Source organism: Bradyrhizobium sp. HKCCYLRH3073 (genome assembly GCF_051167995.1).
Classification (GTDB): domain Bacteria; phylum Pseudomonadota; class Alphaproteobacteria; order Rhizobiales; family Xanthobacteraceae; genus Bradyrhizobium.
In genome coordinates this window covers 88,539-112,105 of record NZ_JBNPUD010000002.1, presented here as the reverse complement: position 1 = coordinate 112,105, position 23,567 = coordinate 88,539, and the positions used below count along the sequence as shown (strand labels likewise).

General features: G+C 67.6%; 20 protein-coding genes. 13 read left to right on the top strand and 7 right to left on the bottom strand.

Features of this window, described 5'->3' with window-relative positions:
- Positions 1 to 36 precede the first annotated feature (36 nt).
- The gene (locus tag ACQR1X_RS04475; RefSeq protein ID WP_315800588.1) at positions 37 to 693 is read left to right on the top strand and encodes a DedA family protein; all 657 of its coding nucleotides are present in this window, start codon (positions 37 to 39) and stop codon (positions 691 to 693) included.
- A gap of 4 nt (positions 694 to 697) precedes the next feature.
- On the opposite strand, the gene ACQR1X_RS04470 is transcribed toward ACQR1X_RS04475, so the two are convergent.
- A complete protein-coding gene (locus ACQR1X_RS04470) occupies positions 698 to 1,921 on the bottom strand; it encodes a citrate/2-methylcitrate synthase (protein ID WP_434898411.1) in 1,224 nt (407 codons plus the stop codon).
- Positions 1,922 to 2,003: 82 nt separating this feature from the next.
- On the opposite strand from ACQR1X_RS04470, the gene ACQR1X_RS04465 reads away from it, so the two are divergent.
- Positions 2,004 to 3,092: a citrate synthase/methylcitrate synthase gene (locus ACQR1X_RS04465; protein ID WP_434873416.1), complete on the top strand. Its 1,089-nt coding sequence runs from the start codon at positions 2,004 to 2,006 to the stop codon at positions 3,090 to 3,092.
- Positions 3,093 to 3,135: 43 nt separating this feature from the next.
- On the opposite strand, the gene ACQR1X_RS04460 is transcribed toward ACQR1X_RS04465, so the two are convergent.
- On the bottom strand, positions 3,136 to 3,780 hold the full coding sequence (locus ACQR1X_RS04460; RefSeq protein WP_315800591.1) for a J domain-containing protein: 645 nt from the start codon (positions 3,778 to 3,780) through the stop codon (positions 3,136 to 3,138).
- 110 nt (positions 3,781 to 3,890) lie between these two features.
- Between ACQR1X_RS04460 and ACQR1X_RS04455 the strand changes: the two genes are divergently transcribed.
- Positions 3,891 to 4,160, top strand: coding sequence for a BolA family protein (locus tag ACQR1X_RS04455; RefSeq protein WP_315800592.1), 270 nt, complete (start codon positions 3,891 to 3,893; stop codon positions 4,158 to 4,160).
- 68 nt (positions 4,161 to 4,228) lie between these two features.
- Here ACQR1X_RS04455 and ACQR1X_RS04450 read toward each other — a convergent pair whose 3' ends face one another.
- The 3 genes from ACQR1X_RS04450 to ACQR1X_RS04440 form a co-directional block, all read right to left on the bottom strand.
- Positions 4,229 to 5,533, bottom strand: coding sequence for an HlyC/CorC family transporter (locus tag ACQR1X_RS04450; protein ID WP_315800593.1), 1,305 nt, complete (start codon positions 5,531 to 5,533; stop codon positions 4,229 to 4,231).
- 73 nt (positions 5,534 to 5,606) lie between these two features.
- A complete protein-coding gene (aroB, locus tag ACQR1X_RS04445) occupies positions 5,607 to 6,755 on the bottom strand; it encodes a 3-dehydroquinate synthase (RefSeq protein WP_316216835.1) in 1,149 nt (382 codons plus the stop codon).
- Entirely contained in the window at positions 6,752 to 7,417 is a 666-nt protein-coding gene (locus ACQR1X_RS04440; protein WP_434898410.1) for a shikimate kinase, read from the bottom strand. Before ACQR1X_RS04440 ends, aroB begins: the two co-directional genes overlap by 4 nt.
- A gap of 339 nt (positions 7,418 to 7,756) precedes the next feature.
- Between ACQR1X_RS04440 and ACQR1X_RS04435 the strand changes: the two genes are divergently transcribed.
- The 7 genes from ACQR1X_RS04435 (at position 7,757) to ACQR1X_RS04405 (ending at position 15,549) form a co-directional block, all read left to right on the top strand.
- Complete coding sequence (locus tag ACQR1X_RS04435) at positions 7,757 to 7,903, top strand: histidine kinase (RefSeq protein WP_315800919.1); 147 nt, start codon at positions 7,757 to 7,759, stop codon at positions 7,901 to 7,903.
- Positions 7,904 to 8,074: 171 nt separating this feature from the next.
- Positions 8,075 to 9,031 (top strand): site-specific tyrosine recombinase XerD, encoded by a 957-nt coding sequence (gene xerD / locus ACQR1X_RS04430; RefSeq protein WP_315800596.1) that lies wholly within the window; start codon positions 8,075 to 8,077, stop codon positions 9,029 to 9,031.
- A gap of 219 nt (positions 9,032 to 9,250) precedes the next feature.
- Positions 9,251 to 10,213, top strand: coding sequence for an acetyl-CoA carboxylase carboxyltransferase subunit alpha (locus tag ACQR1X_RS04425; protein WP_315800597.1), 963 nt, complete (start codon positions 9,251 to 9,253; stop codon positions 10,211 to 10,213).
- 294 nt (positions 10,214 to 10,507) lie between these two features.
- Entirely contained in the window at positions 10,508 to 11,977 is a 1,470-nt protein-coding gene (locus ACQR1X_RS04420; protein ID WP_316182907.1) for a L,D-transpeptidase family protein, read from the top strand.
- A gap of 821 nt (positions 11,978 to 12,798) precedes the next feature.
- Positions 12,799 to 13,263 (top strand): Rrf2 family transcriptional regulator, encoded by a 465-nt coding sequence (locus ACQR1X_RS04415; RefSeq protein ID WP_434898409.1) that lies wholly within the window; start codon positions 12,799 to 12,801, stop codon positions 13,261 to 13,263.
- On the top strand, positions 13,253 to 13,960 hold the full coding sequence (locus ACQR1X_RS04410; RefSeq protein WP_434898408.1) for a class I SAM-dependent methyltransferase: 708 nt from the start codon (positions 13,253 to 13,255) through the stop codon (positions 13,958 to 13,960). Before ACQR1X_RS04415 ends, ACQR1X_RS04410 begins: the two co-directional genes overlap by 11 nt.
- A gap of 263 nt (positions 13,961 to 14,223) precedes the next feature.
- Positions 14,224 to 15,549, top strand: a complete 1,326-nt coding sequence (locus tag ACQR1X_RS04405) for a hypothetical protein (RefSeq protein WP_434873413.1) — start codon at positions 14,224 to 14,226, stop codon at positions 15,547 to 15,549.
- Positions 15,550 to 15,594: 45 nt separating this feature from the next.
- On the opposite strand, the gene ACQR1X_RS04400 is transcribed toward ACQR1X_RS04405, so the two are convergent.
- The gene (locus tag ACQR1X_RS04400; RefSeq protein ID WP_315800602.1) at positions 15,595 to 16,488 is read right to left on the bottom strand and encodes a hypothetical protein; all 894 of its coding nucleotides are present in this window, start codon (positions 16,486 to 16,488) and stop codon (positions 15,595 to 15,597) included.
- 238 nt (positions 16,489 to 16,726) lie between these two features.
- Here ACQR1X_RS04400 and ACQR1X_RS04395 point away from each other — a divergent pair, with 238 nt between their 5' ends.
- Positions 16,727 to 19,126 (top strand): membrane-bound PQQ-dependent dehydrogenase, glucose/quinate/shikimate family, encoded by a 2,400-nt coding sequence (locus ACQR1X_RS04395; RefSeq protein WP_434898407.1) that lies wholly within the window; start codon positions 16,727 to 16,729, stop codon positions 19,124 to 19,126.
- 244 nt (positions 19,127 to 19,370) lie between these two features.
- Complete coding sequence (locus tag ACQR1X_RS04390; RefSeq protein ID WP_434898406.1) at positions 19,371 to 21,434, top strand: putative bifunctional diguanylate cyclase/phosphodiesterase; 2,064 nt, start codon at positions 19,371 to 19,373, stop codon at positions 21,432 to 21,434.
- 13 nt (positions 21,435 to 21,447) lie between these two features.
- On the opposite strand, the gene ACQR1X_RS04385 is transcribed toward ACQR1X_RS04390, so the two are convergent.
- On the bottom strand, positions 21,448 to 22,629 hold the full coding sequence (locus ACQR1X_RS04385) for a substrate-binding domain-containing protein (protein ID WP_434893262.1): 1,182 nt from the start codon (positions 22,627 to 22,629) through the stop codon (positions 21,448 to 21,450).
- 185 nt (positions 22,630 to 22,814) lie between these two features.
- Here ACQR1X_RS04385 and ACQR1X_RS04380 point away from each other — a divergent pair, with 185 nt between their 5' ends.
- Positions 22,815 to 23,258 carry a MarR family winged helix-turn-helix transcriptional regulator gene (locus ACQR1X_RS04380; protein WP_315735215.1) on the top strand — a complete coding sequence of 148 codons (444 nt, stop codon included), beginning with the start codon at positions 22,815 to 22,817 and terminating at the stop codon, positions 23,256 to 23,258.
- The last annotated feature ends 309 nt before the right edge of the window (positions 23,259 to 23,567 follow it).

Below are 23,567 nucleotides of genomic sequence, written 5' to 3'. Positions count from 1 at the left end.
AGTCCCCGCCCCACCCTCTCCACCAACAGGAACCGCGTGGCCCATCTGCTCGACCCACTCATTGCCTTTGTCTCAGCGCATGCGGGACTGGCCTATCTCACCCTGTTTCTGGCCGCCTTGCTGGAGGCGATCCCGATCGTGGGCTCGGTGATTCCGGGCACGACCATCATCCTGGCGCTGAGCGCGCTGATTCCGGGCGGCGAGCTGACCCTGCAATGGGTGCTGGCGGCGGCCGTCCTGGGCGCGGTGCTCGGGGACGGCGGGGCGTTCTGGGTCGGCCATCGCCGGCAGCGCGAGATCCTGGCGAACTGGCCATTCTCGAACTATCCGCGCCTGGTGGCGCAGAGCGAGGCCTTCTTCCACCGGTTCGGCACCCTGGCGATCTTCTTCGCCCGCTTTGTCGCGCCGATCCGAGCCGTCGTGCCGATCACGGCCGGCGCGCTCGACATCCCTCCGCTGCGCTTCTACGCCGTGAACATCCCAGCCATCGCGCTGTGGGCCTGCGCCCACGTCCTGCCCGGCGTCTTCGCGGTGCAGCTGTTGCACCGTTATGGCGGGATTCCGCATCATAGCCATATCGCCAAGTCCACCTGGATCATCGCGGCTGTCGCGGGCACGATCGTGGTCTGGCTGGTCCTCAGATTGGTGCGGAAGCGGCGCGAGTCTGAGCTCGCCGCTGGCGTCACGGATTAGAACGCTACAGCGCATCCAACATGGCTCCGCGGCCGGGTGCGGGTCCGATATAGCGAGCACGTGGGCGGATCAGGCGGCCGTGCTGCAGCTGCTCGCAGGCATGGGCGAGCCAGCCGACGCAGCGTGCCATCGCGAACAGCGCCAGCTCGCTGCCGGCAGGCAGCCGCAGGCTATGCACCAGCACCGCCAGCGCATAGTCGATATTGACGAACTCGCCGGTCGCCTCGGCGATCCGCTCCGGCACCTCGCGGGTGAATTTGCGCGGCGCGCCGGCGCGCGTCAGCGCCTCCAGCAGCGAGATGGCGCGGGGGTCGCCGTGCTTGTAGACGCCGTGGCCGAAGCCGGCGAAGCGCTCGCCGAGCGCCACCCGCTCGCGGATCAGCGGCGCGACATCGCGATCAACGAGGGTCTTCACCAGTTGCGACGCCAGGACGCCGGCGCCGCCGTGCTGCGGTCCTTTGAGCGCCGCAAGACCCGCGATGACGGCATCGTAGAGACTGAGGCCCGTCGACGCCGCACAGCGGACGGTGAAGGTCGACGCGTTCAGCTCATGATCGGCCAGCAGCACCAGGGTGTGGCGGATCAGGTCCGGCGCATGTTCATGTCCGGGCGCCCAGCTCCGCGCGACCTGAACATGCAGCGGATCGGCTGAGGTGGGCTGGTTCAACATGGTTGCGACCACCAGCCGGACGATGCGCGCGCCGACCAGCGCCCGACCATCGGGAGCGCGGTTGAACGCCGCGGGATCGGCATGTGTCGCCAGCGCCAGCACCGCGATGGCCCGGTCGATCGGCGCCGCACGCCGCGCGGCATCGGCGATGAAACCCATCTCCTCCGACACGGCCGGAAGGTTGCCCGGCGCAAACGGATCGAGCGCGGTCACGTCCCACAGCAGGGTCGCAGCATGTTCCAGCGTGCCGCGCACGGCTAGGTCGACGCAATTGACGCCTCGATAGATCGGACCGGCTTCGGTGATTGTCGACACGGCGGAATCGAACACGGGGAGGTCCGCATCGAAGCTGCGGAAGGCGCGCGGCTCGGGGGCCGGTGCACGCCGCTCCTTCAGGGCCCGGATGTCCTCGGCGCGATAGCGGTTGCCGCGCGAATTCGGCGACGGCTCGGAGCGGACCAGTCCGCGGCTGACATAGGCGTAGAGGGTGGCCGGCGAGATCGCCAGTTCAGCCGAAGCTTCGGGCGCAGATAGGTAAAGACCGCTGTCTTTTTTCATATTGATCAGCTTAATCAAGATTGATCAAGTTGTCGACTGGGCGGATCTTGGCAGCGTGACCATTTCTCGAAGGAGACCCGCCATGACCATCCAGCTCGGCAAGACCCCCATCGGCCTCGACGGAATCGCCGCCGCCGAGACCGTGCTCAGCCACGTCGACGGCCAGCAGGGGGAGCTCATCATCGCCGGAGCGCGTGTGGCTGACCTCGCCGCCGCCAGCGGCTTCGAGGGCGTGACTGCCCGACTATGGAGCGCGGCGACGAAGCGCAGCGTCGGCGAGACGGATGTCCGTGCCAGCCTCGGCCAGGCCCGCGCGCGCGCCTTTACGCGGCTGCCCGAGCTGCTCGCCGCGACCTCCGGCCTGTCGATCATCGACGGCTTCCGCGCCGCCATCGCGGCGCTGCGGTCCGAGCCCGGGCTCGACGACGAAGCCACGATCGTCGGCGCCTGCCCGGTGATCGCCGGCGCCCTGGTCCAGCGCGCACAGGGAGCACAGCCGATTGCGCCCGATCCTGACGCCGGCCACGCCGCAGACACCCTGCGCATGGTCCGCGGCGATACGCCTGCGGCTGGCGAGGTGGCGACGCTGGACACGTATCTCGTCACCGTCAGCGATCACGGCATGAACGCCTCGACCTTCGCCGCGCGCGTCGTCGCCTCGACCCAGGCCGACCTGTTCGCATCGGTGACCGCCGGCTATTGCGCGCTCACCGGCCCGCTGCATGGCGGGGCGCCGGAGCCGGTGCTGGAGATGCTCAACGCGATCGGCACGCGCGAGAACATCAAGCCGTGGGTCGACGCGGCGCTCGGCCGCGGCGAGCGGCTGATGGGGTTCGGACATCGGATCTATCGCGTGCGCGATCCGCGGGCCGACGTGCTCAAGGCCGCGATCGAGCGGCTGGCGGGCAGCGGCGCCGACCTGCCGTTTGCGAGCGAGGTGGAGGCTTACATCCGCCAGGCGCTGCGGCGGAAGAATCCGGAGCGGGCGCTCGACACCAATGTCGAGTTCTTCACCGCCATCCTGCTCGATGCGCTGAAGATTCCGCGCCAGGCGTTCACGCCGATCTTCGCGGTGGCGCGGGCCGCCGGCTGGACCGCCCATGCGCGGGAGCAGCAGCGGACGGGGCGGTTGATCCGGCCGAGCTCGGCCTATATCGGGCCGAAGCCCTGAGACCTTCGACGCAACGCGCGGCAGCCTCACGCGCTGCCGCGCGTCAGCCCTTCACCACCGTCTTCAGGTAGTTGTAGGCCTTGATGATCTCGATCAGGCGATCCTCGGTGGAGCGGTCGCCGCCATTGGCATCGGGATGGTGCTGCTTCACCAGCGCCTTGTACTTGACCTTGACGTCTTCCAGCGTCGCGTCGGGACCGAGGCCCATGACCTGCAGCGCCTTGCGCTCGGCGTTGAACACCTTGCGCGTCTCGGCCTTGGGGGCCGACCGGGGATCCGGGCGCCAGCTGCCGCGGCCGTTGATCTCGGCGAATACGCTGAACGGATCGGCGGCATCGCCGAGATCGCCCTCGGCGCTGCCGGTGCCGCGCTTGGCCGACGTGTTGGCCCCCATCTTCCAGGTCGGGCGGTGTCCGGTCAGCGCATCCTTCTGATAGCGCGCGACCGCCTCGGCGTTCATCCCCGAGAAGAAATTATAGGACTGGTTGTACTCGCGCACGTGATCGAGACAGAAGTGCCAATACTCGCGCGCGTTCTCGCGTCCCTTGGGCGCGCGATGCGAGCCCTTGTTCTTGCAGTCCGGCCACTGACAGGGCTGGGCCTCCTCGCGCACCACCGGCTGCCGCGCAGCCGCCTTCTTGGGCTTGATGCGGATGGAGTCGAAGAATTTGTTTGAATCGATCGGCATGGCGGACTTTGACTACGCAACGCGAAAAGCTTCAAGTCTTGACATTGCGAATACCTCGGGCGGGGACCGCCGATTGACGAAAAATAATTTGATGCGTATTTCCAGAGACCATGCGGACCCGAGATGCTATCATCAAAAAGTTGCGCGAAGCTTTCACGCCTGAAAGCCTCGATGTTCAGGACGAATCACATCTGCATGAAGGCCATATGGGCCATCAGCCGAGCGGTGAGACCCATTTCCGCGTGTATATTGTGTCGCAGGCCTTCGCGGGCAAGAGCCGTGTCGATCGCCACCGCCTGATCAACGCCGCATTGGCAGCGGAACTTGCCGGCTCGGTGCACGCGCTCGCGCTGCATGCGAAGGCGCCGGGCGAGGCTTGATCCCATCGCTTTGTTTGAGCATGATCTCTTCGGAAAACCGGCTTCCACTTTTCCGGATCATGCTCTAGCTAGAACGCCGTGCCTGCACGGCGCGGCCGCGTCTCCTCGGTTTCGCCGCGCGGCACCGGTACGATGCGCAGCGCAGTGATGCGATTGCGCTCCCGGCGCAGCACGCGAAACCGGAAGCCGTGAAACGTGAAGCTCTGGCCGCGCTCGGGGATCGAACGCGCCTCGTGAATGACGAGACCGGCAACTGTCGTTGCTTCCTCATCCGGCAGCGTCCAGTCCATCGCGCGATTGAGATCGCGGATCGGCACTGAGCCATCGACGACGACGGATCCGTCCGGCTGCACGCGCACACCCGCGACCTGCACATCCTGCTCGTCGGAGATGTCGCCGACGATCTCCTCCAGAATATCCTCCAGCGTGACGATGCCTTCGACCTCGCCATACTCGTCGACCACGAGCGCGAAATGCGTCTTGCGCCGGCGGAACGCCTTCAGCTGTTCCGACACGGACCGCATCTCGGGTACGAACCACGGCGGCAGCGCCAGTGAAGCAACGTCGATGTGCGACACGTCGCCCTCGGCGGCGCGGATCGCACGCAGCAAGTCCTTCGCATGCAGCACGCCGATGATGTTCTCCGGCGTGCCGCGCCACAGCGGGATGCGTGTGTATTCGGTGGCGAGCACCTCGCGCACCAGTTCTTCCTGCGGCAGGTCCGCATTCACCATCACCATCTCGGTGCGGTGGACCATGACGTCGGACACCTGCAATTCGCGCAGATCGAGCAGGCCGCCGAGCATGTCGCGATCCTGCTTCTCGACCTTGCCTTCATGATGCAACAGATCGACGGCGCCGCGCAGGCGTTCGGTCGGCGACAGGATCGGCTGATTGGCCCCGACCTTGAAGCCGATCAGCCGCATCAGCCCGCGCACGATCGCTTCGATCACGGCGAGCACCGGACCGAGCACGATCACCGCCGCCCGCATCGGCCTGGCGACCGCGAGCGAGACGCGATCCGGCGCGTTGATCGCGATCGTCTTCGGCAGCACCTCGGCAAAGATCACGACCAGCGCGGTCATCACGCCGGTCGCGTAGAGCACGCCGACCTCACCGAACCAGGCGGTGAAAATACCGGTCGCCAGCGCGGAGGCGCCGATATTGGCGATGTTGTTGCCGAGCAGCAGCGCGCCGATCAGCCGTTCGCGCGTGTCGAACAGGCTCGACACCACGTCGGCATCGCGATTGCCCTGCTTCGACAGCCGCAGCATCGAGGCGCGAGAGGCGCCGGTCAGCGCGGTCTCGCTCAGCGCAAAGAAGGCGGAGGCGGCGAGGAGGAGAATGACGACGGAGAGTGTGAACCAGTCCATGACGCCGATGTCGCTCTGGAGGGAGGCAGCCGATGATCCGTTGGCACTGCTCAATACGGCGTAAAGCCCGGGATCAGCTTCTGCTGCGCAATTTGGCCTGGAGAAAGTCGCGGACCCGCGCCGGATCGACGTCGTTCGCGATGACGGCGCGGCCGATGGCTTCCATCAGGATGAAGGTCAACTTGCCGCGCTTGACCTTCTTGTCCTGCGCCATCAAGGCCAAGAGCCGGTCGGCGTCGCCGATCCCCTCCTGGGCAAAGCCGGCGATGTCCTGCAGATGGGTCGGCAGGCCGACCGCAGCAAGGTGACGCTCGATGCGCACGACGTCGTCCGGCGGCAGCATGCCGAGCTCGGCCGAGAACTGCGCCGCCAGCACCATGCCGACGGAAACGCCCTCGCCGTGGAACAGGCGGTCGGAGAAGCCGGTGACGGCCTCCAGCGCATGGCCGAAGGTGTGGCCGAGATTGAGCAGCGCGCGGTCGCCAGTCTCGCGCTCGTCGCGGGCCACGATCGCCGCCTTGGCGCGGCACGAGGTCGCGACCGCGTGCTCGCGCGCGGCGCCGCCTCTGACGATGTCGGCGTGATTGGCCTCGAGCCAGGCGAAGAAGCTGGCATCGCCGAGCAGGCCGTATTTGGCGACCTCGGCATAGCCGGCGCGGAACTGGCGCGGCGACAGGGTATCGAGCACGGCGGTGTCGGCGATCACCAGCACCGGCTGATGGAAGGCGCCGAGCAGGTTCTTGCCTTGCGGCGAATTGATGCCGGTCTTGCCGCCGACGGAGCTGTCGACCTGCGCCAGCAGCGAGGTCGGCACCTGCACGAAATCGACGCCGCGGCGCAGGATGGCGGCCGCGAAGCCGGCGAGATCGCCGACCACGCCGCCACCGAGCGCGACGACCAGATCGTTGCGTTCGATCCTGGCAGCGATCAGCGCCTCGCTGACCTTCTCCAGGCCGGCATAGGTCTTGGAGCCCTCGCCCTCATCGACCACGATCGTGGACGCCGGGATGCCCGCCTCCGCCAGGATCGCCTCGGTCGGCTTCAGCCAATGCGCGGCCACGGTACGGTCGGTGACGATGGCCGTGCGCACGCCCGGCCGCAGCGCCGCGATGCGCTGGCCGAGCGAAGCCAGCACGCCGCGGCCGATGACGATGTCATAGGCGCGCTCGCCGAGCGCGACGTCGACGATGATCGGATCGGAATGCTTCAGAGGTGCTGTCATCGGAGCGCGCCCATCGCGTGCGGAGGATCGGGTTGAACTGGATCGGGTTGCGGTCCGGCCGGCCCCGCCTCGGTCTCCGGTGACGAGAAGAACGCCTGCAGCGCCTCAATGCAGTCCTCGACAACGCGATCATGCGGCACATCGCGCGAGCAGATCGTGAGATCGGCAAGCTGGTAGACCGGCTCGCGCTCGACGAGCAGGCGAGCGACCGTGCCTTCGGGATCGGCGGTCTGCAGCAGCGGCCGGTCGGCCCGCCGCCGGACGCGGCGCATGATCACGTCGGCATCGGCCTTCAGCCAAACAGAGACCGCCTTCTCATGGATGCGCCGCCGCGTCTCCTCGCGCATGAAGGCGCCGCCACCGGTTGCCAGCACACCGGGCCCGTTTTCGAGCAGCCGGGCGATCACCCGGGCCTCGCCGTTGCGGAAATAGTCCTCGCCGCGCGATTCGAAGATTTCCGGTATGGTCATGCCGGCCGCGGTCTCGATCTCGGTGTCCGCATCGACGAAGGGCAGCCGCAACCGCGCCGCGAGCCGCCGGCCCACGGTCGACTTGCCGACACCCATCATGCCGACCAGCACGATCAGCCGCTTGCCGAGGCCTGCGAGAATAGCGGTCTCCGGAGCGGCTGGGCTTACAGCGGGTTGGGACGTGTCGGTCATATGAAGGCTTCTAACCCAGCCCCTGCTGCTTTCAAAGGCATCCTGTTCCGCGACACGCAACCGGTTCTCCCCGCGGACGTCGTTCCGGGGCGCGCGCAGCGCGAGCCCGGAACCCATACCCACAGGATGCTGTGTGAGGCAGGCTGGCTGTTGGCATCTCGCCGACGACATCGTCCTGCGGTGATGGATTCCGGGCTCGCCGCGCTGCGCGCGCCGCCCCGGAATGAGGGAGCAAGCAGAACCGACCTCCGGACGAACGGTGGAGAGCGCCGGACTTGCCAGCCGGGTGCGAACATGTTGGATGAAACTATTCCTTCCCTGGTGGCCCGCGCGACCCCGATGCCCAGCCTGTTCCGCTTCCTGACCGTGATCGCCGTCATCGTCGGCGTGGTCTATGGCGCGATCTACGCGCTGGCGAATTTCGTCAGTCCCAAATCGCGGGAGATGACGGTGACGATCCCGCCGGACAAGTTCCAGAAGAAATGATCCGGCACGCGAGCGCGAACTCAAAAGCCACACGGCATTGATTAAGCATTTTGCGCTTCTCTGAGGTGGCCGGGCGCCGCGATATCGGCCAGATTTGCAGTCACCGCTCGATGTGCCCCGGCGAATACCTCGTAGTGATTCGATCGCCTCGGACGCAGCGGATTTCACGACATGAAGGTCAAGGCCTCCGACGCCAGGCTGATGAGCCTGTTCCTCGACATGATGGCCGCCGAGCAGGGCGCCGGTCAGAACACGCTGGACGCCTATCGCCGCGACCTCACCGATCTCTCCGAATTTCTCGGCGGCAAGGCCAACAGCTTTGCCACGGCCGACACCCAGGCGTTGCGCGACTATCTCGCCGACCTCGATACCAGGGGCTTCAAGTCCTCCAGCGTGGCGCGGCGGCTGTCGGCGATGCGGCACCTGTTCCGCTTCCTGCTGAGCGAGCGCATCCGCAGCGACGATCCCGCCGCCATCCTGTCCGGCCCGAAACGCGGCCGTTCCTTGCCCAAGGTGCTGTCGATCGGCGATGTCGACCGGATGCTGACCAGGGCCAAGGAGCTCTCCGAGGTCGGCGAGGCCTCGCCGGCGCAGCGGCTGCGCGCGCTGCGGCTGTATTGCCTGCTCGAGGTGCTGTACGCGACCGGCCTGCGCGTCTCCGAGCTGGTGGCGCTGCCGCGCACCGCGGCCCGCAACGACGCCCGCATGATCGTGGTGCGCGGCAAGGGCAACAAGGAGCGGCTGGTGCCGCTGAACCAGGCCTCGCGCCAGGCGATGGCCGACTATCTCGCCGCCCTGGATGCGCTGAAGCCTGAGAAGAAGGCCAGTGCGACATTCGGCAAATGGCTGTTTCCCTCGTTCGGCGAGAGCGGCCACCTCACCCGCCAGCACTTCGCCCGCGACCTCAAGGAACTCGCGGTGGCCAGCGGCCTGCCCGCCCGGCTGGTGTCGCCGCACGTGCTGCGCCACGCCTTCGCCAGCCATCTGCTGCACAACGGCGCCGACCTGCGCATCGTGCAGACCCTGCTCGGCCACACCGACATCTCGACCACCCAGATCTACACCCACGTGGTCGAGGAGCGGCTCAAGAGCCTGGTCCGCGACCTGCACCCGCTGGCCGAGACCTGACCTCGCTTCACACCTTCCCGAAACCAAATCCGCCGGCGTGACGCCCGGCCGGCTTGACTTCGCGCCCGTCTGCCCCGAAAGAGCGCCATCCTGCCCGCGATCCCGGCGCGATGCCTGGAGGCTGGGCACCGATCGTACCCTAAGCTCCTGAAGTCGTTCGGCTTCAGGTCCGAAGGCCGAACCGATTTCGTCTCCCAGCGCTCTTCCTTCAGCTCTTCCATGCCGGATCCCATGCGCAGCTACCTCGATTTCGAAAAGCCTGTTGCCGAGCTCGATTCCAAGGTCGACGAACTCCGGGCGATGGCCGCCTCCGGCACCGATATCGGCGAGGAGGTCAGCCGGATCGAGGAGAAGGCCGGCCAGGCGCTGGCCGAGCTCTACGCCACGCTCACGCCGTGGCAGAAGACCATGGTGGCCCGCCATCCGCAGCGGCCGCACTTCACCGACTTCGTGGGCGGCCTGATCACCGAGTTCACCCCGCTCGCCGGCGACCGCAAGTTCGGCGAGGACGCCGCTCTGCTCGGCGGCTTCGGCCGCTTTCGCGGCGAGCCGATCTGCGTGATGGGCCAGGAAAAGGGCGCCACCACCGAGTCCCGGCTCAAACACAATTTCGGCATGGCCCGTCCCGAAGGCTACCGCAAGGCGGTCCGGCTGATGGAGATGGCCGAGCGCTTCGGCATCCCCGTGCTGTCGCTGGTCGATTCCGCCGGCGCCTATCCCGGCATCGGCGCCGAGGAGCGCGGCCAGGCCGAAGCGATCGCGCGCTCGACCGACGCCTGCCTGGCGCTCGGCGTCCCCAACATCGCGATCATCACCGGCGAAGGCATGTCGGGCGGCGCGATCGCGCTGACCACCGCCAACCGGGTGCTGATGCTGGAGCACGCGATCTACAGCGTGATCTCGCCGGAAGCCGCCTCCTCGATCCTCTGGCGCGACGGCACCAAGGCGCAGGAAGCCGCCAACAGCATGAAGATCACCGCCCAGGACATGCTCCGCTTCGGCGTGGTCGACACCATTCTCAAGGAGCCGGTCGGCGGCGCTCACCGCGATCCCGCGGCAATGATCGCGGCGACCGGCGAGGCGATCGCCCAGGCGCTCGACGAGCTGAAGGGCCTCGACGCCGACGCCATCCGCAAGCAGCGTCGGCAGAAGTTCATCGAGATCGGCCGCAAGCTCGGCTGACCGGGCTTGCGCTCGGGCCTCGGCGCTCGCGGTTTTGTGAGTCTTTCCAGCCGTTTGGCCGCATTTCGGCCCCGCCGACGGGGTCTGCTGTTTAGAAGTTGTTGACCAAGGCGGCCGGGGCCAGGTGGCATCGCCGGAGCGCGGGTTGCGAGGCCTGGGGTCAAAGGCTACAATTTTAATCAATGGTTTGACGGCATGACGCAGGGTCGACCCGTGATTTATCCAGCTTTCGGGCCGATCGGGTGAGATGAGACTGGGGTGTTGCGGCATGCGGGGTTTGCGGGGAGCTTTGCTTTGATCAACCGCGCTTTCGTCCGGGTTCTCCTGACCTCGGCGGCGTTGGCCGCCGGTGCGCTGCTGACCGGTTGCAACAGCGATCAGGTCGGACTCGCCACCAACGCCAAGGCCAACCAGCCGGTACCGCCGAAGCTCGTCGCGACGATGGGCGAGAAGGATATGGATCTGCAGTCGCCGATCCTGGTCCGCGTCTTCAAGCAGGAGGCCGAGCTCGAGGTCTGGAAGCAGGACCGCTCGGGCAAGTTCGCGCTGCTCAAGACCTATCCGATCTGCCGCTGGTCGGGCGATCTTGGACCCAAAGTGCGCGAGGGCGACCGCCAGGCGCCGGAGGGCTTCTACTCGATCAATCCGAGCCAGATGAACCCGCAATCGGCCTACTATCTGTCGTTCAACACCGGCTATCCGAACGCGTTCGACAAGGCGCTCGGCCGCACCGGCTCGCAGCTGATGGTGCATGGCGACTGCTCCTCGCGCGGCTGCTTCGCGATGACCGACGAGCAGATCGCCGAGATCTATGCGCTCGGGCGCGAGTCGTTCTTCGGCGGCCAGCGCGCCTTCCAGTTCCAGGCCTATCCGTTCCGGATGACGCCGGTGAACATGGCGAGGCACCGCAACAATCCGAACATGCCGTTCTGGCGCATGATCAAGGAAGGCTATGACGCCTTCGAGGTCACGCGGCAGGAGCCGAAGGTCGACTTCTGCGAGAAGAAATACGTCTTCAACGCCCAGAAGCCGCCGGGCGCGACGCATGATCCGGTGTTCGACGCCTCTGCCAAGTGCCCGGCCTATGTCGTGCCCGACGAGATCACCGCCGCCGTGCGCGACAAGCAGCAGGCCGACGAGGCGGAATATGCCAAGCTCGTCGCCAAGGGCACGCCGGTCGCCAAGCTCAACACCGGCATCGACGGCGGCATGAATCCGATCTTCGCCAGCCGCGTGCCCGGAGCCTCCACCGGCCTGTCCGACGCCGGCGAGGCGCCGGGCCTGTCGCTCGCCAACTTCCAGGCCGCGCCAGGCACGATACCCGGTCACGTCAACCCGCCGCGCGCGCCCGGCGCCGACGAGGTCGCGATGCCGGCCAGTGCCGCGGAGGCGCCGGTGAGCGCGCCGTCGACCCGCGTGGCGGCCGTCAGCGCGCCCGAGAAGCCGAGCTTCATGTCGAGCCTCGCCCGCAAGGTCGGGATCGGCGGCAATGCGGCGGCTGAGAGCACGGCGACAGCCAAGCCCGCGCCGAGCAAGACCGCAGAGGCGAAGCCCGCCGAGACCAAGCCAGCGCCGAAGCCGGTCGCGGCCAAGCCCGCCGAGACCCGGCAGGCTGCCGCGCGGCCGCCGTTCAAGCCCGCGACCAGCGAGGCGCCGGCCACCACCGCCTCGGCTCCCGCCCAGACCCAGACCGCGCTGGTCTCCGGCGCCGTCCCGGTGCTGCAGTCGAACTCGTTCGACAGCCGGTTTTCGGGATTCAAGTAGGTAGGACGTCGGCGCCGCCGGCTCGGAAGAGCCGATCCGAACGCATGACGCCACCCTCCCCTGGAGGGGAAGCACCGCGTTCGTGGTGCCATCGTGGTCAACGATCTCAAACTGCATCTGGGGATGCGCGTCTCTGTTCTCGCGGCGCATTCGGCGTCCGAGTGATGCATCGATCTCACCCTCTTCAAGACCGAGGGTGCAGGGAAGGCCGGACCTCGACTGAGGCCCGTGGCCCGCCTGCGAAAAAAATGCAGGCGGCAGGAACCACAGGTCCAGCCGGACGATCCGGCCCTCCCTGCGCGACGGTTTGAACGGCTGCTTCGCGCTCTCCCTGGGGACCGGGCTGTCTTGCCCCCATCACCGGCGAGATGCACGAGGCATCATCAGCCGGCTTGACCTCAGCATCGGGAGGCCAGGACCACGCGACTTGACCGTACGGACCGGTGTTGTTCGTCGGCGCGATCAACTCACGCTGCAAACCGGCCCGCCCATCACATCCCGCACTCCACGCTTCGTGACGACCGCGCAGCGCCCCTCGCCGATGAGGCGGGACGACAGGAATAGATCACGAATTTCCGAAATCGCGAAGCGGAATATTTTCGCTCACGGGACTGGACAGCCCAAATCAGCCTGAACGCGCAGGCGAAATCAGGTTTTCCGCGCCAATGACTTTGCGGCGGATCAGGGGGGATGGACGCGCCCCGCATTCGCGACGAGCCGCAGGACCGAGTCGCCCGACGGGCAGACACGACAGCATCGCCCAAGGCCGCGCGAAGGCAGACCGGTTGACGGTCCGGGTATCATGTCATATTAAAAGTTACATGAGATCCAACAGCCAGTTGTCCGGCATCCTCCACGTCCTGCTCCACATGGCGGAGCACGACGGCCCGGTCACCTCCGAAGCGCTCGCAGCGATGATGCAGACCAACCCGGTCGTGATCCGCAGAATCATGGCGGGGCTCCGGGACAGCGGCTATGTGCGCTCCGCGAAGGGCCATGGCGGCGGCTGGACGCTCGACTGCGATCTGGCGGCCGTCACCCTGCGCGACGTCTACGATTCGCTCGGACGTCCGTCGCTGTTCGCGATCGGCCATCGGAGCGACAATCCCGACTGTCTCGTCGAGCAGGCGGTCAATGCCGCGCTCGACACCTCCATCCGGGCCGCCGAGGGGTTGCTGCTGTCCCGTCTCGGCGCCATCACGCTGGCGGCGCTGAGCGCTGATTTCCACGACCGCCTCGAACGACGCAAGCGACCTCGCAAGGGAGACATTTGTCATGCCGGCTGACATTGCCGACGGCGCTCAGCAGTTCATCCGCGCGTTTTCCGATCCCGAATTCGTCGCGCGCTATACCGATGGTCCACGGCGCTTCGTGCCCGGTCTCGACGGGCTGCACCGGATGACGGCGGTTTTGCTGGCCGAGCGGGCGCCCGACCATGCGCGGGTGCTCGTGCTGGGCGCGGGCGGCGGGCTCGAGCTGAATGCGTTGGCCGAAGCGCACCCATCGTGGACCTTCGTCGGGCTCGATCCGGCGCCGCAGATGCTGCGACTCGCCGAACGCACGCTCGGCGCGCGGATCAGCCGGGTCGAACTGATCGAGGGCACGATCGACGCCGCGCCGGCGGGCCCGTTCGACGCGGCGACATGCCTGCTGACGCTGCATTTTCTGGCAGCGCCGGAGCGTTTGCAGACGGTCCGCGCCGTGCACGACCGGCTCCGCCCTGGCGCGCCGTTCGTGGTCGCCCATAGCTGCCTGCCGAAGGAGCCGACTGAGCGGGCGCTGTGGCTGGATCGCTACGCGGCCTATGCCGTTGCGTCGGGCACGGACCCCGAGCAGGCAAGGACGATGCGCGCGACCGTCGATGCCAGCGTCAACATGCTGAGCCCCGAGGAGGATGAAGCGATCTTGTGCGACGGCGGCTTTCGCGATGCCCGTCGCTTCTTTGCCGCGCTGACCTGGCATGGCTGGATCGGCCACGCCTGAACCGCGGCTGAGCATCACACCGATGCCCCCCTGAACGATCGCGATCAGGGCCTGCTAATGAGTTGCCCGGCCTAAGCGGGCATCCACGTATTCCCTCCCTGCGGCCACTGAAGAGGTGGATGGCCTGGCCTTGCGGACAGGCTTCGCGCCCGAGCCCTGCCACCTCTCAGCTTGCGTGACGTCGCGCACGGAGCGCGGGGACGCGATCTGCGACAAACGGCGCGTCACCCGAGGCGAGGTGACGCAACCGAGAGGAGCAGGTCATGAGCTTTTGGGATGATATCGGAGATGCCGTCAGTTCCGCAGTCGATGACGTGAAGGACGTCGCGAAGGATGTGGCGGGCGCAGTCGGCGGCGCGGCGGGCGCCGTGGTCAACACGGTCGAGCACGTCGCCGGCGATGCGGCGCATGCCGTGGGCAGCGTGGTGCACGGGATCGGCGCGCTCGGCGGCGAGGCCATCCATACCGTCGGCGGCGTGCTCGGCGCGATCGGGCATGGCGCCGAGGCGATCGGCGGCGGCCTGCTTCACACCGTCGGCGACGTCGCGTCGACCGTGGTCCATGTCGGCGGCGACGTCCTCCACACCGGGATCAACGTCGCCGGCGACGTGGCGTCCGGCGTCGGCCACCTGGTGCATGGCGACCTCGACGGCGTCATCAACGACGTCAAGCATATCGGCGGCGACATCGTCGACGGCGGGCTCAAGGTCGGTGGCGACGTGGCGCATGGCGCCCTCGACGTCGCCGGCGACCTCGCGCACACCGCGGTCGGCCTCGGCGAGGCCGGGCTGGAGGCAGCGGGCGCAGTCGGCCACGGCGCGCTCGACATGGCCGGCACCATCGTCGGAACGGCCGGCGAGGTCGGCATGGACGCGCTCGACGCCGCAGGCGCGGTGGTGAAGGGCGGCTTCGACGCCGGCGTGGCGGTGGCTGACGGGGCCATCGGCGTGGTCACCGACACGGCGTCGGCGGCCGGCCACCTGATCGGCGGACCGATCGGCGAGGCGATCTCCGGCATCGCGCACGGCGCCGATGCGGTCGGCACCGGAATCGTCGATGGCGTCGGCCACTTCGTCGGCGAAGGCCTCAACGGGCTGGCACAGACCGCGGGCGATTTGAGCCACTCGCTGGGTCAGCAGCTCGACGCGATTGGCCACGACCTCGGCTCACTGGTCAACGACCTCAGCCATGGCGATCTCGGCGCTGCCATCGGCGATATCTTCAAGCTGGCGCAGGACGGCTTGCGCGGCGACGGCATCGCGGTGGCCCATGGCGGGTCCGAGGGCGGCAGCCATGGCGGGTTCTGGGACTCGATCGCCTCGGCGATCCAGCAGTCGGGCGACAACGCCCAGGGTGGCCAGGGCTCGGGCTTGGGCTCGGGGTTCGGCTCCGGTCCGCTGCACGGCGAAGGCTCGTCGCACAACCCGATCATCGTCGACAATTTCGGCGACCATGGCCACCCCGGCAACACCGGCATCGTGCCGCCGAATTTCGATCACGCGCCCGTGGCCGTGCACGATGCGCCGCACGCCGACTACAGCCACATCGTCCAGATGGACGATTCGCATCACTTCGCGATGCATGGCTGAGGCAAGCAGGACATCCCGCCGTGACCGTCACGGCGGGATGTCGCGTCAGGACCGATCGGCGCTCTGCTGGACGATGGCCGGCGGCGCGCCGGTCGCCTGCGCGCGATCACGCGGCAGGTGATCGTTCATTGCCGAGAGTGCGCACAGCGCCAGCGAGCCCCAGACCGCGGCGCTGAAATACAGCGACATCCAGGCGATCTCTTCCTTCCAGTGCTCGAACTCGTGGGTGACGGTCCAGCGCGTGGCGGAGTCGCGCAGGCCGGCGAGCGGATGCAGCAGCGGCGTGCCGGCGGCGCGCTCGATGCGCCAGCGCTTCACATACATCGGGACATCGATCACGACGAGGAAGGCGAGATAGCAGGCGATGCCGACGAGGCCCGCGATCAGCAGGCCGCGCACCACGCCATCGAACTCCGGCAGCAGCCGGCCGAGCCCGATGCCGACGAGCAGGAAGGCCACCGCCCACAGCGAGTTCTCGATCGCGTTGTAGAGGAAATTCCGGGTGACGACAGCGTACCAGGAACAGATCTCGGCGATGACGATCAGCGGCACGATGATACGGGCCATGTTCACCGCGGTCTCGGCATCGGCGATGGCGCCGAGCTGCGCGAGGATGATGGCCCACTGTGCCGCGAAGGCGATCTCGGCGATGGTCGCCACGGTGCGGCCGACGAACACGCTCGACAGCCAACTGTCGACCAGGCAGATGCGCTGCACGTCGGCGCGCGGCAGCACCGAGCGGAAGGCGCAGCCGAACACATAGGCCGCCGACAGCGCCAGCATCGAACCGGTCTGGGACGCCTGACCCGCCGAACTGCTGCCGCCGTTGAGCTGGCGGTACAGGATGAACCAGAACACGATGTTGGCGAGGCTGACGAGCGTCAGCATCGCCCACCACAGGGCGACCGGGTTCGACAGGGCTCGCGACTGCGCACGCATCCGGGCACTCCAATTTTCATGTGAACGACATGGGATCGTATTAATTTGGTCATGGAGCGGCAACCCGTTCCGGCCACGGAAGGCGCGCAAAAGGCCGTGTGCCGGGAGGGAGGTCGGCGACCGCGCGGCGGCCCCATCCCGTGCCCTGCACGGCCAGGAACTTCCGCCCTTCCTCGCCGTTCATGACGCGGCTGCGGCGTCGCGCCGCGGCCTGTCATCATCAGCCTGGAGCCGCGCAATGGCCGCAGCCCGCCATCTGCAGCGCGCGCCGCTGCTCACCTTCACCGCGATCGTTGTCGGCCTGATGGGCCTCGCGCTGCTCGCCGGCGGGGCGTGGCTCGCCGCGATCGGCGGCTCACCGTATTACCTGGTCGCAGGCCTCGCGCTGCTGGTCGTCGCGGTGCTGCTGTGGCGGCGGCATGCGGCGGCGCTGTGGATCTATGCGGCGCTGCTGCTGGGCACGATGATCTGGGCGATCTGGGAGGTCGGGCTGGATTTCTGGTCGCTGGCGCCGCGCGGCGACGTGCTGGTGCCGCTCGGCGTCTGGCTGCTGCTGCCATTCATCACGGCGCATCTGGTGGGCGACATGCGCGCGGCGCGCTGGGGGCTCGTGGCCGTGCTTGCGGTGGCCGTGGTCGTGCTCGGCGCCTCCCTGCGCGGCGATCGTTTCGGCGCCGATGGCGCGCTGCCGCAGGCCGCGGCGGCGACGGCCGGCACCGATACCGCGCCCGCCGAGGCGCAGGCGGACTGGACCGCCTATGGCGCGACCAATTTCGGCACGCGCTTCTCGAGCCTGAAGCAGATCACACCCGACAATGTGAAGACTCTCAAGCTCGCCTGGGAATTCCGCACCGGCGACCGCAAAGGGCCCGACGATCCCGACGAGTTCACCAACGAGGTCACGCCGCTGAAGATCGGCGATCTGCTCTACACCTGCTCGCCGCATCAGATCGTGTTCGCGCTCGATGCCGCCACCGGCAAGCAGCGCTGGACGTTCGATCCGAAGATCGAGCATCACAAGAATTTCCAGCACATGACCTGCCGCGGCGTGGCCTATCACGAGACCAAGCCGGGCGCGGTCGACGTGTCAGGCGCGGCGGCCCCGACGGAATGCGCCAGGCGCATCTTCCTGCCGACCAATGACGGAAGGCTGTTTGCGCTCGACGCCGACAGCGGCAAGCCATGCGAGGGCTTTGGCGAGCACGGCCAGATCGATCTCAAGGCCGGCAACGAGATCACCACGCTCGGCTTCTACGAAGGCACCTCGCCGCCGGTCGTCACCGACAAGGTCGTGATCATGGCCGGCGCCGTGATCGACAACTACTCCAACAAGGTGCCGTCGGGCGCGATCCGCGGCTTCGACGTCTACACGGGCAAGCTGCTGTGGGCGTTCGATCCCGGCAATCCCGATCCCAACGAGATGCCGTCGGCCACGCATCACTTCACGCCGGGCTCGCCGAACGGCTGGAGCGTCGGCGCGGCCGACGAGGCGCTCGGCCTGGTCTACATCCCGCTCGGCTCGAGCTCGCCGGACATCTGGGGCGGCAACCGCTCGGCCGACAACGAGCGCTATGATTCGGCACTGGTGGCGCTGGACATCGCCACGGGAAAATTGCGCTGGTCGTTCCAGAATGTGCATCATGATCTGTGGGACATGGACATGCCGTCACAGCCGAGCCTGGTCGACATGCCCGGCAAGGACGGCGTGGTGCCGGCGATCTACGTGCCGGCCAAGACCGGCAACATCTTCGTGCTCGATCGCCGCGACGGGCATCTGCTGGTCCCCGCGCCGGAGAAGCCGGTGCCGCAGGGTGCTGCGCCCGGCGACCGGCTGTCGCCGACGCAGCCGTTCTCCGAACTGAGCTTCCGGCCGCGCCAGGAGCTTTCGGGCGCGCAGATGTGGGGCGCGACGATGTTCGATCAGTTGGCGTGCCGCATCATGTTCAAGCGGCTGCGCTACGAAGGGCCGTTCACGCCCCCCTCCGAGCAGGGCACCCTGGTCTATCCCGGCGATTTCGGCATGTTCGAGTGGGGCGGCATCGCCATCGATCCCGTGAAGAAGATCGCGATCGCCAATCCGCAGTCGATCCCGTTCGTGTCGCGGCTGGTGCCGCGCGGCAAGAACAATCCGGCCGAACCCAACGCCGCGCATCCGCCGGGCACCGAGCTCGGCGTGCAGCCGATGTACGGCACGCCCTACGGCGTCTCGCTCGGCATCTTCCTGTCGCCGCTCGGCATCCCCTGCATGGCGCCGCCCTGGGGCAGTCTCGCCGCCATCGACCTCAAGACCAACGCGATCGTCTGGCAGCACCGCGTCGGCACCATCCGCGACCAGGCGCCGCTGCCGCTGCCGTTCAAGCTGGGCGTACCGATGCTCGGCGGCCCGATGGTCACTGCGGGCGGCGTCGCCTTCCTGACCGGCACCATGGACGACTACATCCGCGCCTTCGACGTCAAGGACGGCCGCCTGCTGTGGCAGGACCGGCTGCCGGCCGGCGGCCAGTCGACGCCGATGACCTACGAGGCCGGCGGCAAACAGTATGTCGTCACCGTCGATGGCGGGCACGGCTCGTTCGGGACCAAGCTCGGCGACTATGTGCGGGCCTACGCGCTGCCCGGCAACGTCGCCAGCAAATAGTCCCGCGTGTTCCAGCTCCGCAAAGAGTCGCGCATGGCGTTGGCAGTTTCGTCACGATGTCCCAGGTTCCATGGCGAAACCCAGCGCCGGCGGCCGGCGGCTTAATCATCGGCTGTCCGACCTCGTGCATGACTCGGCGCGGGCAGAGGTGCTGCCCGCGTTGACGCTTCGCTAACCGCGATTCCGCGCGCGCCAAAACCCGTCCCGCCGCGGAGCGTAGCTGGCTGCGTGAGGTAAATTGCCGATGTTGACGATTCTGTCCTGCCTGCCCGCCGATCATGATCTGCGCTACGTCGCCGCCGCGCTGCTGGTCTGCGTGCTCGGCTCCCTGCTGTCGATGCGGCTGCTGGCGCGCGTCCGCCGCAACACCGGCCTGCGACGCTTCCATCTGCTGTTCCTGGCCGGGCTGGTCGCCGGCGGCACGGTCTGGACGACGCATTTTGCCGCCATCCTCGGCTATGACGCATCCGGCAACCGTTCGTTCGAGGCGGGACTCACGTTCGCTTCGCTCGGCCTCGCCGTGGTGTTTTCCTGGCTGGGCTTCTTCATCACCACGCGAACGCAGCGCGGCCCGCTGATCGAGGTCGGCGGCGCCGTGTTCGGGCTGGGCATCGCCGCGATGCATTACACCGGCATGGGCGCGCTCAATCTCGACGGCATCCGAACCTGGCACGCGCCGGCGATCTGGCTCTCGGTCGCGCTGGCGACGGGCTTCGGCGCCGTCGCCGCCAACCGCATCGCCCGTCCCGTCACGCGGTTCTGCAAATATGGCAGCTCGCTGGCGATGGTGCTCGCGATCCTGAGCCTGCATTTCACCGGCATGGCTGCGCTGACCTTGGCGCCGATGGCCGGCATCGACGCGCCCGTGCAATCGCTGTCCGACAGCGTGATGCTGATCAGCATCGTCACCGGCATCGGCCTGATCATGGCGATGGCCGCCTCGGCCTATATGATCGATCTGCAGGCGGCGCAGGAGGCTGTCGAAGGCTATCGGCAGCTCGCGTTGCAGGATCCGCTGACCGGCCTGCCCAACCGCAACGGCCTCGGCCATCGGCTGGCGCCGCTGCTGACCGACGGCGACGAGACGGCGCACCTGGTGGTGCTCGCGATCGACCTCGACCGCTTCAAGGACATCAACGACGCCCACGGCCATGCCGCGGGCGATGCGGTGCTGACGATGATCGCGCAGCGTATTGCATCGACGCTGCAGCCCGGCGAGTTCCTGGCGCGGATCGGCGGCGACGAGTTCGTCGCCGTCAAGAGCGAGATCTTCGCGCGCACCGAGGCGGCGAAGTTCGCCGAGCGGATGCGCACGCTGGTGCTGGCGCCTGTCGAGTGGGAGGAACGCAGCCTCTCGGTCGGCTGCAGCATCGGCATCGCGCTGCATCCCGACCACGGCCTCACCGCCGACGAGCTTCTCACCCGCGCCGACCTCGCGATGTACCGCGCCAAGAGTCTCGGCCAGGGCAAGATCTGCACCTATGAGCCGTCGATGGACGAGGCCAGCCGGCGCCGCGCCGAGCTCGCCATCGACCTCAAGCGCGCGCTGGTGCGCAACGAGTTCGAGCTGCACTACCAGGTGCAGAACGACACGCAGAGCGGCGGCATCATCGGCTTCGAGGCGCTGCTGCGCTGGAATCACCCGGTGAAGGGCCGCGTGCCGCCGAACGATTTCATTCCGATGGCCGAACAAACCGGGCTGATCGTCGACATCGGCGACTGGGTGCTGCGCACCGCCTGCGCCACCGCCGCGAGCTGGAGCCAGCCGTTCAAGGTCGCCGTCAACGTCGCGCCGATGCAGCTCAACCACGACCTGCCGAAGCGCGTCGCCGAGGTGCTGCGCGAGACCGGATTGGCGCCGGAGCGGCTGGAGATCGAGCTGACAGAAACGGGCATCATCGCCGACCGCCAGCACGCGCTACAGGTAATGCAGGCGCTGAAGGCTATCGGCGTCACGGTGGCGATGGACGATTTCGGCACCGGCTACTCGTCGCTGTCGACCTTGCAGGTGTTTCCGTTCGACAAGATCAAGGTCGACAAGAGCTTCATCCAGTCGGTCGAGACCAGCGTGCACGCCGCGGCGATCGTCAAGGCGACCCTGCTGCTCGGGCGCAGCCTCAACATCCCCGTGCTGGCCGAGGGCGTCGAGACCGAGCAGCACCTCGCCTTCCTGCGCGAGGAGGGCTGCAGCAGCGTGCAGGGCTTCCTGTTCGGCAAGCCGATGCCGCAGGAGGCGATCAGCCGGATGATCCGCGACGTGCCGACAGCGCCGGCGCGCGCGCCTGCCAAGAGCGCTGCGGCTGCCTGAGCAGGCGGACGTCTCAGAAAGTTCGGATGATCTTGAAATCGAGCCCGTCGGCCGCGGCGAGATGCATCGCCATGCCGGCGCGGCCCTGCCGGATCGTCACCTCGCCGCGCGCGCCGGAATAGACGATGTTGCGGCCGGCGGCTGCGAGCGGTCGCAGGGACAGCGAGCCGGCGCGCTCGGCGGCGGCTTTCAGGAAGCGCAGGCCTTCGTAGTTCGACTGGCCGACCGATCCGACCGGCGGCGCGGCGGCGCCGAACATGGCGGTGTAGCGGCTCATGAACGCGTCATTGGCCTTGGAGCCGATGCAGCTGAAATAGCCGGAGGCCGAATACAGGTTCTCGGTGTTGTCGGCGCCGATGCCGAGCAGCACCGTTTCGTCCACCGCGCCGGCGAGACGCAGGGTGGTCGCGGCGAGGCCCGATTCGCCGAAGGCGCGGTTGAAGGTGATGCTGTCGGTGCCGATCAGCGAGATCAGCACGACATCCGGCTTGGCGGCGCGGATGCGCGCCAGATGCGCCTCGTGATCATCCTCGCCGACCGGCACGAACTCCTCGCCGACGACATGCCCGCCGGCCTCGGTGATGTAGGTCTTGGTCTGAAGATGCGACTGCCAGGGCCAGACATAGTCGCTGCCGATCAGGTACCAGCGCCTGGCGCCCTTGTTCTCCGTCAGCCAGTGAATGGCGGGGCGCGTCTGGCTGTGCGGCGTCTCGCCGATCGCCATCACGCCGGGCGTGCGCTCGCCGCCTTCATAGACCGGCGTATACACATACGGGATGCGGCCGCGGGTGAGCCGGCGCAGCGCCAGCCTCACGGCGCTGATATGCGAGCCCATGACGACGTCGATGCCGTCGAATTCGAGCGCGTCCCTGGCGCGCTCGGCGACCTCGTCCGCCGGCCCGCCGGAATCGTAGAACGACAACTCGATCTCGCGGCCGAGAATGCCGCCGCGGCGGTTGATCTCGGACACCGCGAGCAGCGCGCTGTTGGTCGCGGCCGGCCCCCAGATGCCGGGCGAGCCGGAGAAGGTGAGGAAGTTGCCGACGCGCAGCCTGCTCCGGGAGCCGCGCCGCTGCAGACGGTCGGGATCGAGGGGGGCGAGTGCGGGAAGGCCGGCCCGCCGCGGCGGGCTCCTGAACAGCAGGGACGGCGGCAGACCGAGACGCCCGGCCGTGACAGATCCTGTCGAGAGCACACCCACTCCTTGGCCGTAACCGTGTCTGGCCCATTGTGGGCCGGCGGTCATACGCCGTCAAAATCAGCACGTGTTCGGCAAATATCCTATTCGAAAATGTTGAATGTTCAAGAATTGGGATGCATATAGATCGGGCAGCAACTGCCGGACATTCATTCAAGTCGGGACCGCAAGCGAAGTTCATCGTGGCCAAACCGCCCCATCCCAACACCCCCCTCACCGAACACCTCGCCTACCTGCTCGCGCAGGCCAACCGCGAGATCAACCGGCAGCTGGAGTCGCGCCTGAGCACCGAGGGCGTGCCCGTCGAGCAGTGGCGCATCCTCAAGGTGCTCTCCGATGGCGAGGGGCACTCGATGGGCGATCTCGCCGATGCCGTGCTGCTGAACCACCCGACCCTGACCAAGATGATCGACCGCATGGTGTCGGACTCGCTGGTCTACCGTCGCCAGGACGCCCACGACCGCCGCAAGGTGTTGATGTTCATCAGCGACCATGGCAAGGCGCTGTGCAAGCGGCTGAACTCGCTGGCGGCCAGCCAGGAAGCGCACATCCTGGAGAACTATGGCGACAAGGCCACCGGCGAGCTGAAGCGGCTGCTCGAGAATTTGATCGACGCGGCGAGCTGAGGAGGCGCTGCTTGAACGATCGATTCGCGGTGCGCGTTAGTGCGCCGCCTCCCCTTGTGGGAGAGGGCGCTGTATCGCACAGCGCATGGCGGGGCTCGATCCGGGTGAGCGACAGCGCGCTTCTCCCCAACTAACGCTGCAGCGCAGCGTTGCTGCGACAATTCTCCCGGAGTCCCCAATCATACCGGGATAGACGCAAGACGAATCCTCGCTCATCCTGTCCTCTCGCGATCGCGACAAACGGGCCACAGAGCCCGCGCGCGATCACCGGCCGCATCGGCCGGACGAGGACACGACACCGGGAGGACA

What these genes read in the sequence shown, in the direction of transcription:
- ACQR1X_RS04470 (WP_434898411.1), bottom strand. Translation starts at nt 1,921, where the DNA reads ATGAAAAAAGACAGCGGTCTTTACCTATCTGCGCCCGAAGCTTCGGCT.
- ACQR1X_RS04465 (WP_434873416.1), top strand. Translation starts at nt 2,004, where the DNA reads ATGACCATCCAGCTCGGCAAGACCCCCATCGGCCTCGACGGAATCGCC.
- ACQR1X_RS04460 (WP_315800591.1), bottom strand. Translation starts at nt 3,780, where the DNA reads ATGCCGATCGATTCAAACAAATTCTTCGACTCCATCCGCATCAAGCCC.
- ACQR1X_RS04455 (WP_315800592.1), top strand. Translation starts at nt 3,891, where the DNA reads ATGCGGACCCGAGATGCTATCATCAAAAAGTTGCGCGAAGCTTTCACG.
- ACQR1X_RS04450 (WP_315800593.1), bottom strand. Translation starts at nt 5,533, where the DNA reads ATGGACTGGTTCACACTCTCCGTCGTCATTCTCCTCCTCGCCGCCTCC.
- aroB (WP_316216835.1), bottom strand. Translation starts at nt 6,755, where the DNA reads ATGACAGCACCTCTGAAGCATTCCGATCCGATCATCGTCGACGTCGCG.
- ACQR1X_RS04440 (WP_434898410.1), bottom strand. Translation starts at nt 7,417, where the DNA reads ATGACCGACACGTCCCAACCCGCTGTAAGCCCAGCCGCTCCGGAGACC.
- ACQR1X_RS04435 (WP_315800919.1), top strand. Translation starts at nt 7,757, where the DNA reads ATGCCCAGCCTGTTCCGCTTCCTGACCGTGATCGCCGTCATCGTCGGC.
- xerD (WP_315800596.1), top strand. Translation starts at nt 8,075, where the DNA reads ATGAAGGTCAAGGCCTCCGACGCCAGGCTGATGAGCCTGTTCCTCGAC.
- ACQR1X_RS04425 (WP_315800597.1), top strand. Translation starts at nt 9,251, where the DNA reads ATGCCGGATCCCATGCGCAGCTACCTCGATTTCGAAAAGCCTGTTGCC.
- ACQR1X_RS04415 (WP_434898409.1), top strand. Translation starts at nt 12,799, where the DNA reads ATGAGATCCAACAGCCAGTTGTCCGGCATCCTCCACGTCCTGCTCCAC.
- ACQR1X_RS04410 (WP_434898408.1), top strand. Translation starts at nt 13,253, where the DNA reads ATGCCGGCTGACATTGCCGACGGCGCTCAGCAGTTCATCCGCGCGTTT.
- ACQR1X_RS04405 (WP_434873413.1), top strand. Translation starts at nt 14,224, where the DNA reads ATGAGCTTTTGGGATGATATCGGAGATGCCGTCAGTTCCGCAGTCGAT.
- ACQR1X_RS04400 (WP_315800602.1), bottom strand. Translation starts at nt 16,488, where the DNA reads ATGCGTGCGCAGTCGCGAGCCCTGTCGAACCCGGTCGCCCTGTGGTGG.
- ACQR1X_RS04395 (WP_434898407.1), top strand. Translation starts at nt 16,727, where the DNA reads ATGGCCGCAGCCCGCCATCTGCAGCGCGCGCCGCTGCTCACCTTCACC.
- ACQR1X_RS04390 (WP_434898406.1), top strand. Translation starts at nt 19,371, where the DNA reads ATGTTGACGATTCTGTCCTGCCTGCCCGCCGATCATGATCTGCGCTAC.